The sequence below is a fragment of the Brevibacterium samyangense genome, assembly GCF_039529845.1.
Classification (GTDB): domain Bacteria; phylum Actinomycetota; class Actinomycetes; order Actinomycetales; family Brevibacteriaceae; genus Brevibacterium; species Brevibacterium samyangense.
Map to the genome: position 1 here is coordinate 36,396 of NZ_BAAANO010000004.1, position 15,175 is coordinate 51,570.

The window sequence follows — 15,175 nt, forward strand, 5'->3', positions numbered from 1 at the left end:
ATCGTCGGATTCGACGTCGACTACGGCAACCGGGAGATGATCGAGTCGGGCCTGGGCGGGCGCCTCGTGCCGCTGACTCGCGGGGACGAGGACGTCGCCGCCATCGCCGAGGCGCTCGTCGCCACGCTCACGGATCCGCGCCTCGACGACATGCGGGCGCACAACCTCCGCCGGGCGGAGGAGTACTCGGCCGATGCCGTGCGCCGGCGGTGGGAGGACCTGTTCCGGGACGGGACAGTACGGTCGACCGACGAGGCACTGCGGGAGGAACGCTGATGCTGGTCCTTCTCGACACCTACGACGATGTGGCGCGGGAGCTCCTGCAGTCGCTCGCCACCGCGGATCTTCCGGTGACGCCCGTCGTCATCCGGTACGACGGGGAGCTCCCCGCGGGTGGGCTCAACCCGTTCGTCGCGACCACCGGGCTGTCGCTCGACGGGCGGCCGGTGTTCTTCGACGAGATCCCGGTGCCGCCGTGGGCGGAGATCCGGCAGGGCAAAGAACGCTTCGCGCAGGTCCTCCTCGACGGTACGACGATCGCACGGATCCATGACGAGCCGGATGCCTTCCGGCAGGTCGAGCGCGTCGAATGGGTGCTCGCCGACGGCACGCTCACGCACGTCGATCACTGGGACCGGTACGGAAACCTTTTTGCGACGACGTACTACGTGAGTGGCGCCGCGCATCAGACGGTGTACCGCGGTCCCTCCGGAGCGCAGGTCGAGGTCGATCATGTGTCCCGCCTCGTGACCGTGCGTGAGACGGAGACGATGCGGGTCTACGGCTCGCTCGCAGAATTCGTGTCGTCCTTCCTCGACCAGCGGGGCCTGGATGTGCAGTCCCGCGGCGGGCAGGTCCTCATCAACTCCTTGTCGCATCCTCTCTTCGTCATGCGCAGGCGAGGCGGGCCCGCACGCACGACCCTGTTCTGGCAGGAGCCGATGCCGAAGGACGTGCCGGGGAACATGGCGACCGAGCTCGAGGAGCCGAAGGCACTCGAGCGCATCGTCTTCCCGAGCGAGCACATCCAGCGGAAGGTCGCAGAACGGCACCCGAACTCGGCGCTCGAACTCGCGTACCTCTCGCACATCGGGCAGTTCGCCGAGCACTCCGGTGCGGAGCCTGCGCGTGCGTTCACTCTCACGAGTTCGGACACCATGCCGATGCTGCAGCCGTTGCTCGAGGCGTTCCCGCACGTGACGTTCTCCGTCGCGGCGCTCACGCTCATGAGCGACAAGCTCCACGCGATGGCGCGGCACTACCCGAACCTCGAGATCACGCCCCGGATCACGCATGCCGGGATCCGGGACGAACTCGCGCGCGCCGCGACGTACCTCGACATCAATCGCGGCGGGCACGTGCTCGATGTCGTCAAGGCCGCGTACTACCTGGGCCTCGTCGTGCTCGCGGACGACGCCGTCGCGAAGGCCCGGGACCAAGCGCTCGTGGTCGGGTCGGTCGAAGACATGAGCGCTCGGTTCACCGAAGCGACGGGCAGTGGCGAGGACCGACGCAGGCTCCTCGACACCCTCCACACGAAGAACGGCCCGCTGTCGACGCCGGAGGACTATCGGCGGGTCTTCGGAGCACGCAGCTCGGCCTGATCTCCGGGACGTCGGCACCGGGAAGGCGATCGGGCCTCTTCCCGATGTCGCCGAACCGCCACACGCGTCCTGTTCTGCCTGTCTCGTCCTCCCCGTACTGTTGTCGCGGGCCCACAGGCCCACCTCTGCCTCTTGACGGCCCGACCGAGGAGCGACTGTGTGTTCCGGTGACGACGACAAGGTCCCGAACGAGTACTTGGCATCCCTCCGCGACACGAAGCCTGGCGTGGAGACCCGAGCCGGCGACCTCGAAGGACGCCTGAAGAGCGCGAAGAACGCTCTCGCGGCAGGCGCATGGATCGGTGGCGAGTCCGATGATTTCGGGTTGGAACTGGATGGCCGCATCGAACAGCTCGGCATCTCCGCGTCGATGGCGGTCGAGGAATTCACCACGGAGATCAATACCCAGAGCTCGGAGCCCGAGGTGGACAAGGGGACGTGGAGGGCGACATGGCCGAGCTGATCCTCAGCGCGGCGACGGATCCGCGTGCACCGGCTCGTCCGTACACCCGCACGGCAGGTGAACACTGATGGGTCTGGCTGCCATCGGCCTCGCGGAGATGGAGGACCTCATCGCGGGTCTGAAGACCGCGAAGGAGGACATCCGCGGAGATGTCCAGTGGCTCTCGGGGAAGACGAGTGAGTACCTGCTGAGCAGCGAGTTCACCGACTCCGCGGATCGCACGGCCGAGTGGATCGACGAGGTACTGCCGGGACTCCGCAGACGCCTCGCGCTCGCCCAGCAGATCGAACGGTCGACACCCGGAATCCAGACGGAGATCACGATCGACGAGGCCGACCTCCCGACCGCCTCTCCGCACGAGGCGCGCGAGTCCGCCGATGAGGTCGCGGACAAGATCGCGGAGTACCTCGAGTCCGACGACCACAGTGAGATCCCACCGGAGATCCTGCGCGAGCTCGAGAACCACACCGGAGACCCGTACTTCGACGAGCATCTGGCGAAGACGATCTCGCCCGAGGACCTGGGCCGGTTCATCGAACTGATGGGCGACGAATACCACGACCGAACCCACGAAACAGCGCGGGACATCGGCACGGATGTCGAGTACGAGGTACAACCGAGCGACGACGACAAGAAATTTGCAGAAGCGTACGGAGCGATCGCCGAACACCTAGGGATCTCGATCGGCAACTCGTCGTTCTCGTGGTCGAACGAGCAGCGGATCGCCTGGACCCAACAGTTCGGCCCCGGCGCGGTTGCCGAGCGGTCGCCGGGCAAGTACGAGGAGCGGGCGTTCTCCTCCGAACTCGGGTGGCTCATGACCTTCGGGATCTGGTCGCCGCAGACCGTCGAAGAGACGGTGTACGACACCTATGCGAGCGAGCAATTCGTCGGCAAGGGGTCGGAGTCGTGGCCGGGTTTCACCCTTCCGAACGGCGAGGAATTCCACGATCCGATGGCCGGCGCTCTCGTGCAGGTCTCGAAGAATCCCGAACTCGCACAGAAGCTTTTCGATCCCGATGCAATCCGGCACGACGGCATGTACATGTTCCGGACCGTCGAGGAGGTCGAGGACGGCTACGGCTACGTCAAGGAGGAGAGCCGGACCGCCACCACCAGGAACCTCCTCGAGTACCTCCTCGTCCGCGACTGGAACGACGAGGGAGCGGCATTGCAGGCCTCCCTCGGCGCGGCGATCGGGCCGGACGCGCCGGACTTCGATACCGCACAACGCATCTCCGGACGGCTCGACACCATCGCCGAGGAGATGGAGAAAGCAGCAGAGGAAGCCGAGAAGGAGAACTCCGGCCCGATGGCCTGGGTTCACACAGCGCTCGACGTCCTTGGGCTAGTTCCCGTGGTCGGCGAACTGTTCGACGGCCTCAACGGGCTCATCTACACGGCGGAGGGCGACTTCGTGAACGCCGGTCTCTCCTACGCGGGAATGATCCCGTTCGTCGGTTGGGGCTCCACAGCAGCGAAAGGGATCAAGGGCGCAGAGGCCCTGACTTCCATGCGGGCAGCTCGCGAGGTCGCCGAGAATGCTGCCGATGTCTCGCGGGCTGCCGGCAAGAGCGCAGACGATCTCGCGATCGACACGAGCAAGCACTACGGTCATATGCCTCCCCAATACGACGCGCCCATCGGGCCACGCCCCGGAACGAATTCGCCGGGCAGTTCTATTTCGATCGACAAACCATGGAAGTCTGCTGCGGACGTCGAATTCGACGCTTCGGACGGTGATGACGTCCTCGAATGGGCCTCGAAGAATGTCACGGCCAACCCGAAGGACTACCCGTACGGTTCGGCAGAGCACTTCGCCGCTTCCGCCTTGGCGGCGAGCCGGAAGAGCGGAGCCGGAAAATTCGACTACGACTCCTTCGCCTCCGGGTACGACAAGAAGTTCATCGACAACAAGAAGGGCGGCGAGTTCGAACAACAGTGGCGCGACGCCAACGAGGACACGTTCCGTTTAAACGATCCGAGTTCCAACTGGACGAAACCGGTCGAAGGGACGAAGGACGGCGGAGTCCCCGTGGCACCTGGAAAAGGTCAGGACAATCCGACTGGCTACGATGCGAAGGACAAGCGTTACTTCGATGCCGTCAATGTCGAAGACAAAATCGCGTACGAACTGAAATCAGGAAACCGGCCAGAGGATCTGCTCAAGACCAAGAAGAACAAGGACGGCGTTTCCCAGTGGGACAAGGACCAAGCGCTCGCGGCCGATGGCTGGGACATCACATATGTGTTCGCCAATGATCCCGGCCCTAACGTCAAGAAGAAGCTCCTGGACGCAGGAATCGGTTACCAAGTGACGAACACGACGTTCTCGTAGCGCTGTGTGATTGACTCATTCACGCCCCGTACGTGCCCCAAGGAGGATCCCCGTGACCGGCACACCAGACCTCACCGACCTCATCGCCGTCCGCCGCAAGCCCACGCGGCAGGCCGCCGAACGACACTTCTGGGCGTTCGAGGACACTCTCGCCGAACGCACAGAGGCCTTCGCCGACGAAGCGCTCGCCGGCACCAACGCCCGCCGTTACTCGATCGACTCCCTCGACGTCGTCGAACGACTGTTTCTCGAACGAATCACCTCCCCATCCGACCTCGAAGACCCGGCAACGACCACGTTCTTCTTCGACGTCTTCCGCTACCTCGGCGAAACGATCCTCCGTACCAGCGGCGGCCACTGGGAATGGGAAGAACTCTGGGAAACCGATGCCCAAGGCGCCGGCCTGCCCTTCATCCGCGTGAACTCCTCCGAGTCCTTCGACACCGGCGGTACCCTCAACATCTACACAACCCTCCTCGGAGCGGCAGGAACCCGAACCGGAACCTACTTCCGCGAACTCGCCACCGCAGTGCTCGAGAGCTTCGGAGGAACCGGACCCATCGAGCTGACCTCCGGGTGGCGTGCCATGGCATTGCCCGACCCCACCCACGCCAATCCGACCCTTCGCACGTTCCTTTCCGAGCAAACTGCGGAGCTCGCCGCACTCGAGACCACATATCCGGAGATCGCCCCTCTCGACAACACCCACGAATCACTCGACCGGATCGAGCAATGGCTGCTTCACAGGTATCCCGACACCCAGTCCCTCACAGCCGACGTCGAGAACCTCGACCTCGTTCGCGTCGCCCGCGCCATCGCAGCAACCTTCGTTGCTCTCGGCGGAGGACGTATCTACGTCGTCGACCCCGAACAGATGAAACCCGTACGCGCATCCACGCCGAAGGACGCATACCCGTATGTCCAACGAGTGAGCGAACACGGGCTTGCCGGATACCCGCACCACACATGGACCTACCTTCGGACGTCGGTCAAGGTGAAGGCTCCCGGCTCACCGCTTCCGCCCCGCAGCGGTAAGAACCTCCGGCACGAACTCGAGCTCTACGCTGCTGAAGACATCGAGAACTGAGATCCGGGGCGAGCACCGTCCTCACACAGGCGGGTGCTGCCGCTCCCACTCGGAGAAGTACCTGTGCATCACCGGGAACCGGTCCTTCTCCTCGCTGTCCGTAAAGCTCTCCCGGTACGTGGGCCCTTCCGGATCGCGCGAGTTCTCCGGCAGATCGAGATCGAGGCCGTCCGCCTCGAACAGCACCTTGTAATACGGGGTCCTGTCCTCATCCTTGACCCCGGACATACGCCGGACGAGATCGATGGGTCTGTCACCCTTGCGCCCGAGTGCATTCACGTTCGCACCATCCGCGATGAGACGCTCCAGAAGTCGCCCATCCGCCGCTGGATCGTGTTCGACCTCGAGAACACCCAGGAGAGTGGAGCCGAACTCGTCCTCCGCGGACGGATCCGCCCCGTCATCGAGGAGCCGGTGCATGATCTTTGCCCGGTCGACCGCATTGCGATGAGCCGACGCCTTGAAAAGCAACTTTGTCACGTCCTGCGTCGCGGGATCGTAGACCGACAGGAATTCTTCGTACGTTCCGTTCCTCGCGGTGAAAACTACGCTGGGCACCGTCGACTCCTCTGCCGACCCGCCCCCGCTCCCCTCACACGAACTCCCGCATCCGGGCATGGATCCCGCCGTAGGGTGCGACCGGTGACGGCATCCCGTTCGAGGCGGCGACCGCGTCGAGGTACTCCTTCCGCACCTTGCACACCACCGTGTAGACGGTGTCGCACGCCTGCGCGATGGGCGTCTCCGAGGTCTGCGAGACGAACTGGTACGCGTCCATGACGCTGAGCCCCGTGAGTTCCGCGACCCACCGCACCATCTCCGTGTGGGCCACCCGGAACGCGTCCTCCATCGGCTTCGCCGAACCGGTCGTCATGACGTACTCATCGCTTTCGAGGCGCGGCCACGGCGTCGCCGCCCCGGGCACGAGGTCGACCGACAGCACGGTGTCCATCGCAGTCTCGACCGCGGTCCCGCAGGATTCTCCCTCGCCCTGGCGGGCGTGCCCGTCCCCGAAGCTGAACATCGCCCCGGGCACATTCACACCGAAGTACGCGGTCACACCGGCACGCATCTCCGGGGTGTCCATGTTCCCGCCCCAACTGCCGGGTGCCAACGAACTACGCACCTCGCCGAGCGGCGGCGCCACGCCGACCGTGCCGTGCATGGGATCGAGCGGCAGCGGCGTCGTCGCCTTCGAATCCACGGCCGCGTAGTGCACGACCCCGGACTCCGCATCGATCCGGTAGTACCAGGACTTCTCCGGCAGCGGGTCCTGCAGGGTCGCGGTGTCCGGCGTCGAGGTGAGCGCCCCGAAGAACGGGATCGACGCGCTCACCCCGTAGTCGGCGTGCGGCTCGATGCTGTGGAAGTGCACCGCGAGGGTGTCCCCCGGTTGCGCGCCGGCGATCTCGAAGGGGCCCGTCTGGGGGTTGAGATACCGGGAATCGATGACCTCGCTCGGCAACTGCCCCGGCTCATTCAGCCGGTTGCCGTAGCAGTCGAACGATCCGCTCTCGAGAACGGTGCCCGGCTGCAGGGTCATCACCGGCGCGGCCCCACCGAAGGTGTACACGAGCGACGCGGGATCCGCGTCCCACGGCACCTCGTACCGCACCCGAGGCGCCCCACCGGACTGCCCGGCCGGCGCCTCGGCGGCCCCGCCGGTCGGTGCCGAGCCGCGCGGCGCCTCGGCGGTGGACTGTGTGGGATCGGGACGATCAGTGGTCATCGGAGGCCTTTCTGCGCGCGGGAGGAGAACCAGAAGCCGAACACGACGGTCGCGAGCGGTACGAGCGCGAGCACGAGGCTCACGGCGGCGGGGGCGGCGGTGATGAGCCCGAAGTTCGCATAGGCGATCGCGAGGCATGCGAGCAGCAGGAGTGCCGCGACGAGCGGCAGGATCCGGGACTTCCACACATTCTTCTCCAGGCCCGGGTTCCCGCGGAAGAACCACCATGCGGAGAGGGAGGTCGTGATGAGGAGGATGAGGAACCCGGTCGTGGCGACGCCGGCCATCGCACCGAAGATATTCACGAGCGGGTCCACGTCGAGGAATGCGAAAACGATGATGCCGACGAGTGCGATCGCGGACTGGCCGAGCGAGGACGTCCACGGCGAACCGAACCTCGGGTGGACGCGGGTGAAGATCGCCGGCAGGTACTTCTCGGAGGCGAGGGTGAACTGGTACCGGGTGGCGATGTTGTGGAGGGACAGCACGCACGCGAAGAGGCTCGTGACGAGGAAGACGTCCATGATGTGGCGCATCGTCGTGCCCGCGTACATCTGCATCGCGTCGAGCATGAACCCGCCGGAGTTGTTCGTCGCCTCCTCGACGGCACGACTCGGTCCCCAGGCGAGCACGAGGAGCCACGAGGACACCGCGTAGTAGATACCGATGAGGAGCACCGCACCGTACGTGGCTCGCGGGATCGTCCGGTCGGGGTTCTTCGCCTCGTCGCGGAAGACCGCGGTCGCTTCGAAACCGATGCACCCGGTGAGGGCGAAGAGGATCGCCACTCCGATCGTCGGCTGGAACACGTGCTCAGGCGCGAACGTCGAGAAGGTGATGCCCTCCGCACCGCCCTTGAACAGCACGGCGGCATCGAGCACGAGAACGATGCCGATCTCGAAGAGCATGAGGACGCCGAGGAGCTTCGAGGAGAAGTCGATCGAGAAGCAGCCGAGGACCGTGACGACGATCCACGCGATGACCGCGTACAGCCACCACGGGAGCGCCGGACCGCCGAAGGACTCGACGAACGCGGCGGTCGACCCGCCGAAGAACCCGTAGATGCCGATCCCGAGGGCCGTGTACGTGACGAAGGCGAGGAACGCCGCGGAGGTGCCCGCGTGCTGCCCGAACGCCTGCCGGATGTACGCGTAGTACGCACCCGGTTCCTTCACGTGCGGGGTCATCGTCACGTATCCGACGGAGAAGAGGAAGAGGACGATCGCGATGATGAGGAACCCGGTCGGGGCGCCGACACCGTTCCCGGACGCGACCGTGAGCGCGACGTTGCCGCCGATGACGGTGAGCGGTGCGGCCGCCGCCACGACGATGAAGATGAGGGAGAAGACGCCGAGGCGCCCCGTGAGGTGGGTGCCGGGCACGTCGCCGGGGGCAGTGCCTCCTGCGGCGCCGGCGCTGCCGACGGGTTGCGTGGCTGTGGCCATGGGGAGGGGCCTTCTTTCCGGTGTAGGGGGTGGTGTTTCCGGTGTGGGGGTGGTGCCGAGGTCTCCGTGTCGAGGGGACACAATGGGACAACGGTGACGACCGGGTCACAGCCGTCCGGTCATCCGGTATACACCCGTTTCCGTGAACGGGACGTAACGTGCCAGGTGAGCGGCGCGTGTCCCACGGTCGTCCGTCCCTTCGGGAATCCCCCCCTCGGAGCACTCATCGGAAGGAACCTCCCCGTGTCCCCACTTCCTCCTGTTCCTGCTGGTCAGGAAGACATCGCCCGGAACCATGGGCACCTCGCCCGCCCCACGGGCTCCCTGTGGTGGCAACTCGCCCGGCCCTCCACCGACACGGAGGCAACCGGAACGCCCGTCGTCCTCCTCCACGGTGGTCCCGGTATGCCCGCGTACTACCTCGAACCGCTCGTCGAGCCCCTCGTGACGGCAGGTCATCCCGTCCTCGTGTTCGACCAGATCGGGTGCGGCCGTTCGCCGGCGAACGGAGAAGAACCGGTGACCGTCGACTCCCTCGCCGCCGACGTCCTCGCGGTGATCGCACAGGCGGGACTCACGGAATGCGTGCTGTACGGCCACTCCTGGGGCGGCATGCTCGCGCTCGAGACGTATCGCCTGTACGCGGAACGCCGGAAGGCAGGCAGTGCGGCCGGGGCAGCAGGCAGTGCGGCCGGAGCAGCGGGTTCCCCGGCGCACATCCGCGGTCTCGTCCTCGGTTCCCCGCTCCTCCACACGGATCTGTGGTTGCAGGACGCCCGCGCGAACATCGATTCCCTCCCAGCGGACGTGCGAGCGCTCATCGACGCGCCGCGGTCCGACGCCGAGGCGGCCGCGGGCGAGGACGCCTACTACCGGGAGTACTTCTGTGCTCTCGATCCGTGGCCGGAAGAACTCGTACACACGATGAACGACCTCGGCACCGAGGTGTACGAAGCACTCTGGGGCCCCAACGAGTTCACACCGACCGGGGCCCTCGTCGATGCGGACAGCGCGCGGATCCTCGACTCGGTCGATGTCCCGGTTCTCGCCCTGTGCGGGACCCGGGACGAGGTCTCCCCGAAGACCCTGCGCGGCTTCACCGACCGGGCGCCGGGAGAGCGGGGCGCCTCGGCGGTGTTCGAGGGCGGCACGCACTGCGTCCATCTCGAACAGCCGGAAGCATACGTGCAGGCCGTCACGGAGTTCCTTCGCGCTGTGCCGGACGCCCGTGGTGGCGGGACGAGCAGCAGCCCGGAGCGCGTGGGAAAATAGGTCCATGTCCGGTCATCCCTTCCTCGTCGATCTCGTCACCGGGTTCGGCCGTCGGAACGACCGGGTCACCCACATCGAGCACTTCCCGGCGCGACAGGGCGTGCACAGCCCCTGGCCGGACTGGCTCCACCCGGAGGTCGTCGACGCATGGACCTCGCTCGGGGTCGAGCAGCCGTGGACGCATCAGGTGGCAGCGGCGGATTCCGCCCGTGCCGGTGCCGACACCGTCATCGCGACGGGGACGGCCTCGGGCAAGAGCCTCGGGTATCTCATGCCCGTCCTCGACTCCGTCGTCCGGACCCGGGAGGCGATCCCCCGCGAACAGGCGACGACGCTGTACATCTCGCCGACGAAGGCCCTCGCCTACGACCAGTTCGAGAAGCTCCGGTCGCTCGTGCTCAAGGGGCTCCGCCCGGGCACGTACGACGGCGACACCTCGCAGGCGGACCGGGACTGGGCCCGCTCGCACGCGAACGTCGTCTTCACGAACCCCGATATGCTCCACCGCGCGCTGTTGCCGGGCCACACGCGGTTCGGGCGGTGGTTCCGGACGCTGCGGTACATCGTCGTCGACGAGGCACACCGGTATCGCGGGGTCTTCGGTTCCCATGTCGCGCTCGTCCTCCGCAGGCTCGTGCGCATCGCGCGGTACTACGGTGCCGACCCCGTGATCATCGGTGCCTCCGCGACGATGGCCGATCCCGCCGAGGCGTTCGCCCGTCTCACCGGACGCCCGTGCACCGCGATCACCGACGACGCCTCACCACGGGCCGCCGGTGACTTCCTCCTGTGGGAGCCTCCTCTCCTGCCCGACCGCAACTCGATCGAGGCCGAGAGCCTCTTCGATTCCTACGCCGATCCCTGGGCGGATTCGCGGGTCGGCGCCGACGAGGAACCGACCGCGCTCCCGGCCGGAGCGAAGAAACGGACGAGTTCGATCTCCGAGGCCGGACACGTGCTCACGGAGATCACACTCGCGGACAAACGCGCGATCGCGTTCATCGCCTCCCGGCGTGGGTCCGAGGCCCTCGCAGAAGCCGTGCGCAACGAGGTCGCCCGCACGGACCCGACGCTCACCCGGACCGTCGCCGCCTATCGCGGGGGTTATCTGCCGGAGGAACGCCGGCTCCTCGAGGGAGCCCTCCGCAACGGTCGATTACGAGCGGTGGCCTCGACGAACGCGCTCGAGGTCGGGATCGACATCTCGGGACTCGACGTCGTCGTCATGGCCGGCTGGCCGGGGACGCTCGCCTCCCTGTGGCAGCAGGCCGGCCGGGCGGGCCGCGCCGGACGCGAGTGGGCGGCCGTTCTCATCGCCCGTGACAATCCGCTCGACACCTACGTCGTCCACCACCCCGAGGCGATCTTCGGCGCACCGATCGACGGCGGGGTCATCGATCCCGGGAATCCCTATGTCCTCGCCGGCCATCTGTGCGCGGCCGCCGCCGAGGTGCCGCTCACCCGGGACGATCTCCCCGCCTTCGGCGAGCGCGCTCCCGGGGTGCTCGCCCAGCTCGTCGAGGCCCGGATGCTCCGGGCCCGGCCGAACGGGTGGTACTGGGCGAAGCACGAGAGCGCGGCGGGCCTCACCGACATCCGCGGGTCCGGCGGCGGTCAGGTGCGGATCGTCGAGGGGTCGACGGGTGCCCTGCTCGGGTACGTCGACGACGCCGGCGCCCATACGCAGAGCCACCCGGGCGCCGTGTACGTCCACCAGGGCCAACAGTTCACGGTGCAGGAACTCGACCTCGAGAACCGGGTCGCGCTCGTCGAACGCACCGCCGTCGACTTCACGACGAGCCCGAAGTCCGTCACGGAGATCTCCGTCCTCGGGATCGAACGCTCGCGGACGCTCCCCTCGGGCGGACAGGTGTTCCTCGGAGAGGTCGAGGTCACCGACCAGGTGATCGCCTACCAGATGCGCCAGGCGGGCTCCGGACTCGTGCTCGCCGAACACCCGCTCGAGCTGCCGGCGATGACGCTGCGGACGAGCGCGGTGTGGTGGACGGCTCCCCCGCAGCTGCTCGCGGACGCCGACATCGCGAAGGGCGACGTCCCGGGTGCCGTCCATGCCGCCGAGCACGCCGCGATCGGTCTCCTGCCGTTGTTCGCCGGCTGCGACCGGTGGGACATCGGTGGAGTGTCGACCGCGAATCACGTCGACACCGGGAGGACCACCGTCTTCGTGTACGACGGCCAGCCCGGTGGTGCGGGATTCGCCGAACGGGGTTTCGAGACCTTCGACGAGTGGCAGGGAGCAACCCGTGACGCGATCGCGGCGTGCGAATGCGCCACGGGCTGCCCGTCCTGCGTGCAGTCGCCGAAGTGCGGCAACGGCAACGAACCCCTGGACAAGGACGCCGCCCTCCGCGTACTCCGCGGACTCCTCGGCTGAGGGCGCCCCACCGGCCCCGGTCTCAGCCGGGAGGCCCCGCGACCCCGGTCGCCCGCACGACGGTGAGCGGTGGTGGCAGGTCCACCTCCACCTCGACGACGACGGTGCCGAGGCTCGTGTTCGCGAGGCAGTCCACGAGATCGGCTCCGTCCCGCGTCACGAGTTCCTCCGCGACCTCGCACGGAGTGCCGGGAGCAAGACCCCGCGCGGCATCCGCGGCGGCGAGCGCGGCGAGGTCGGCCGTGCCGTCGGCCCGGGCGTGGGCGAGGAACGCCTGAGCGGCGAGTCCCAGCCCCACGACGAGGCCCATGGCACCGACGAGGAGGGACAGCGCGAGCGGAGTGGCCGAACCCCGGTCCGATCGTGTCCCGTACCGCCGGTGGCTCACGACCCCTCCGTCCGTGCCGTCGCCTCCGCCTCCACGTGGTCGACGAGGAAGTGCAGCGATTCCGGGACCGGCACCCGGACGGTCACCGTCGAGTACTCGTCCTCGCGGTGGACGTCGACGGCGGATCCGTCACCGGCCCGTTCCTTCGCCTCCTTCTCGATCGCGCGTCGGTCCTCTCCCCGCGCCGCCTCCCGGGCGCCGGCCCGTGCCGCGTCGTACGCGTGCAGCTGGGCCAGCCCCACGGACCCGGCGCCCGCGACGAGAAGGACGACGAGGACGAACGCGGGCAACACCATGGCGAACTCGGCCGTGGCCGCGCCCGCGTCCCGCCGCAGCCTCCTCGCCCTTCCCGTCGTGCGCATGTCTCTCAGCCGCCCAGTCCGAGTGCCTTGGAGATGACTCCGGTCACGAGTTTCGTGATCGGATCGCTCTTGAGGATCGCGATGAGGACGGCACCGAAACCACAGGCGGCGAGCACGACGATCGCGTACTCCGCCGTCGTCGCCCCGGTGTCCTTCCTCCACTGCCGGGCGAGGGCGAATCGCCCGCGGGGAGAGGCCTTCACCACGGTGTTCTCGACCTCCGTTGTCACGGTCTCCGTCTCGGTCTCCTGCTGGATGGTTGCGGTCATGACGGTTCCTTTCTTCGGTGGATTCCTGGTGCAGGTGGTGCGATTCCATGGAAGGCCCCCGGGCACCTCGGACACGAGCACCACCGGTGGCCTGTGGAAGCCCGCCTACTGGTCCACAGGCGGAGGCACCGAACTCCGCGGAGTGTGTGGACCTCATCCCGCGCCCCCTCCGAACAGGGACGACATGTCGTCGACGAGGGTGATGACCACCGGCAGGATCCCCATGAGGACGAAGGCCGGCAGGATGCACACACCCAGAGGCACCACCAATCGCACGCCGAGCCGGGCGGCCGCGACCTGTCGTCGGCGTTGTTCCGACCGCCGCATGTCCACCGCGAGTCCCTGCAGCAAGGGTGCGAGTGCCACGCCGGTCCGCCGCGAGAACACGATGAGACGGGCCACCTCGGCGAGCGCGTCGTCCTTCGGCGCCTGACGCCCGAGCGCTACGGAGTTCCCGAGGCGTCCCAGCCCGCTCCGGTCCCCGTTCGTCCCGGCGGCGAGCGCGAGCGCCCGTTCGGTCGGCAGACCCGTGCGCAGGCAGATGGCGGCGAGTTCGAGGTCGAAGGCGAGGGCCTCGCGGTCGACCGCTCCCCCACCGCCGGCACCCCGCCCACCCGACCCGTTCCCGTACGCACCGCCGTCACCACGGGCGCCGCCGGGCGCTCGACCCGTCGATTCCCGCCCCGGTTCCCGGACTCCCGCGGCGCCTCGGCCGAGGAGCCCGTCGAGCCGCTCACCGGAGTCCGGGCGCAACCACCACCAGGCGGCACCGACGAGCACGCCCACGAGGATCCCCACGAGTGTCGTGCTCATTGCGCACTCCTCAGCAGGCGGTTCATCCAGACGCGTCCCCCGACGAGTAGCCCGATCCCGGTCACGAGGGCCGCGCCACCGACCGCGGTGCCGAACGCCTCGAACGGATTCGCTCCGATGAGCATCGCGAGGCCGAGGGAGATGAACGGCAACCACGTGAGGACGGTGACCGTCGACTGCGGCCCGGCCAACTGGGACGCCCGTTCGCGCGCCGCATCGGCCTTGTCGCGGCACGTGCCGGCGTACCGCTGGAGCATGTCCGCGGCCGGCGCCCCGGCGGTCTCCGCGACGAACCACACCGCGGCCATCCCGTCGAACACCTCGGCGACGGACCGGGGCAGACTCCCGAGGTGCCTCCGCACCGCCTCGTGCGGGCTCTCCCCCAGCTCGAGCGACCGACCGGTCCGGTGGAGGACCTCGCGCAGTTCCGGCCGGTCGGTGATCGCCGCGAGCTCCGTCATCACGGTCGCCGGAGGCATCCCGACGCGCAGCAGCTCGACCGCCCGGTCGACGACCGCGATGGCCGCGGCGTCGAGGTCCTCCTGCGAGGTGCGTTTCACCAGGCGCCCCAGACGCCGGAACACGCCGGCGAACCCGCCGAGGTGCCCCTCGGTCCCGGCAGCACCGGAACTCCCGGCAGCACCCGCAGACCCTGCGGTGCCGGCGCCTTCCGCGTCCTCCGTCCCGGGCAGCAGCGCCCGAAGCCGCGGTCCGGCATCGGCCGGGAGGAGGAACCACGTGGCCGTGCCGACGAGCGCACCGAGGACGAGGAGCGTTCCCCACCCCGCGCTCATGACGCCTTCCCCTGCAGCAGAGTGCGGAGGAGTTCGAGACCGGCGGGATGGAAGCCCGCGTCCCGGTCCCACACGGGTTCCATGCGCAGTTCCTCGGCCGCGGGAGAACGATCCGGGACGGCGACCTCGTGGATGCCGCGACGTCCGGCGACCCGGCGGACGTGGACGACGAGGTCGATCGCGGTGGCGACCTGCGCCCGGACGGCCGCCCGGCTC

15 protein-coding genes and 1 pseudogene are annotated in these 15,175 nt (G+C 68.0%); 7 read left to right on the forward strand and 9 right to left on the reverse strand.

Going from position 1 to position 15,175, the window contains the following annotated elements; translation table 11 throughout:
• Nucleotides 1-36 precede the first annotated feature (36 nt).
• The 5 genes from ABD172_RS01480 to ABD172_RS01500 all read left to right on the forward strand — a co-directional run bounded on the left by ABD172_RS01480 (nucleotide 37) and on the right by ABD172_RS01500 (nucleotide 5,492).
• Nucleotides 37-276, forward strand: a complete 240-nt coding sequence (locus tag ABD172_RS01480; protein WP_344306302.1) for a glycosyltransferase — start codon at nucleotides 37-39, stop codon at nucleotides 274-276.
• Nucleotides 276-1,604, forward strand: a complete 1,329-nt coding sequence (locus tag ABD172_RS01485; RefSeq protein ID WP_344306303.1) for a glycosyltransferase family protein — start codon at nucleotides 276-278, stop codon at nucleotides 1,602-1,604. The genes ABD172_RS01480 and ABD172_RS01485 overlap by 1 nt, the downstream gene beginning before the upstream one ends.
• 157 nt (nucleotides 1,605-1,761) lie before the next feature.
• Nucleotides 1,762-2,067, forward strand: coding sequence for a hypothetical protein (locus tag ABD172_RS01490; RefSeq protein ID WP_344306305.1), 306 nt, complete (start codon nucleotides 1,762-1,764; stop codon nucleotides 2,065-2,067).
• A 67-nt stretch (nucleotides 2,068-2,134) separates the two neighbouring features.
• Complete coding sequence (locus ABD172_RS01495) at nucleotides 2,135-4,405, forward strand: hypothetical protein (RefSeq protein WP_344306307.1); 2,271 nt, start codon at nucleotides 2,135-2,137, stop codon at nucleotides 4,403-4,405.
• A 52-nt stretch (nucleotides 4,406-4,457) separates the two neighbouring features.
• Entirely contained in the window at nucleotides 4,458-5,492 is a 1,035-nt protein-coding gene (locus ABD172_RS01500; RefSeq protein WP_344306308.1) for a hypothetical protein, read from the forward strand.
• A gap of 21 nt (nucleotides 5,493-5,513) precedes the next feature.
• Here the strand turns inward: ABD172_RS01500 and ABD172_RS01505 are convergent, their stop codons facing one another.
• The 3 genes from ABD172_RS01505 to ABD172_RS01515 are packed head-to-tail and all read right to left on the reverse strand — an operon-like array spanning nucleotide 5,514 to nucleotide 8,666.
• Complete coding sequence (locus ABD172_RS01505) at nucleotides 5,514-6,050, reverse strand: ankyrin repeat domain-containing protein (RefSeq protein ID WP_344306310.1); 537 nt, start codon at nucleotides 6,048-6,050, stop codon at nucleotides 5,514-5,516.
• Nucleotides 6,051-6,084: 34 nt separating this feature from the next.
• Nucleotides 6,085-7,221 carry an acetamidase/formamidase family protein gene (locus ABD172_RS01510; protein WP_344306312.1) on the reverse strand — a complete coding sequence of 379 codons (1,137 nt, stop codon included), beginning with the start codon at nucleotides 7,219-7,221 and terminating at the stop codon, nucleotides 6,085-6,087.
• Entirely contained in the window at nucleotides 7,218-8,666 is a 1,449-nt protein-coding gene (locus ABD172_RS01515; RefSeq protein ID WP_344306314.1) for an APC family permease, read from the reverse strand. Before ABD172_RS01515 ends, ABD172_RS01510 begins: the two co-directional genes overlap by 4 nt.
• Nucleotides 8,667-8,909: 243 nt before the next feature.
• On the opposite strand from ABD172_RS01515, the gene ABD172_RS01520 reads away from it, so the two are divergent.
• Entirely contained in the window at nucleotides 8,910-9,938 is a 1,029-nt protein-coding gene (locus ABD172_RS01520) for an alpha/beta fold hydrolase (protein ID WP_344306316.1), read from the forward strand.
• A 4-nt stretch (nucleotides 9,939-9,942) separates the two neighbouring features.
• Complete coding sequence (locus tag ABD172_RS01525; protein WP_344306318.1) at nucleotides 9,943-12,333, forward strand: DEAD/DEAH box helicase; 2,391 nt, start codon at nucleotides 9,943-9,945, stop codon at nucleotides 12,331-12,333.
• Nucleotides 12,334-12,355: 22 nt separating this feature from the next.
• Here the strand turns inward: ABD172_RS01525 and ABD172_RS01530 are convergent, their stop codons facing one another.
• The 6 genes and pseudogenes from ABD172_RS01530 to ABD172_RS01555 all read right to left on the reverse strand — a co-directional run.
• Nucleotides 12,356-12,721: an Rv3654c family TadE-like protein gene (locus ABD172_RS01530; RefSeq protein ID WP_344306320.1), complete on the reverse strand. Its 366-nt coding sequence runs from the start codon at nucleotides 12,719-12,721 to the stop codon at nucleotides 12,356-12,358.
• Entirely contained in the window at nucleotides 12,718-13,083 is a 366-nt protein-coding gene (locus tag ABD172_RS01535) for a TadE family type IV pilus minor pilin (protein ID WP_344306322.1), read from the reverse strand. The genes ABD172_RS01530 and ABD172_RS01535 overlap by 4 nt, the downstream gene beginning before the upstream one ends.
• A gap of 5 nt (nucleotides 13,084-13,088) precedes the next feature.
• On the reverse strand, nucleotides 13,089-13,352 hold the full coding sequence (locus ABD172_RS01540) for a DUF4244 domain-containing protein (RefSeq protein WP_344306324.1): 264 nt from the start codon (nucleotides 13,350-13,352) through the stop codon (nucleotides 13,089-13,091).
• Nucleotides 13,353-13,505: 153 nt separating this feature from the next.
• Nucleotides 13,506-14,165: a type II secretion system F family protein gene (locus ABD172_RS01545; RefSeq protein WP_344306326.1), complete on the reverse strand. Its 660-nt coding sequence runs from the start codon at nucleotides 14,163-14,165 to the stop codon at nucleotides 13,506-13,508.
• Nucleotides 14,162-14,959 (reverse strand): type II secretion system F family protein, encoded by a 798-nt coding sequence (locus ABD172_RS01550; RefSeq protein ID WP_344306328.1) that lies wholly within the window; start codon nucleotides 14,957-14,959, stop codon nucleotides 14,162-14,164. The genes ABD172_RS01545 and ABD172_RS01550 overlap by 4 nt, the downstream gene beginning before the upstream one ends.
• Nucleotides 14,956-15,175 (reverse strand): annotated as a pseudogene (locus ABD172_RS01555) (TadA family conjugal transfer-associated ATPase); the annotation flags it as partial. The pseudogene ABD172_RS01555 and the gene ABD172_RS01550, both read right to left, overlap by 4 nt.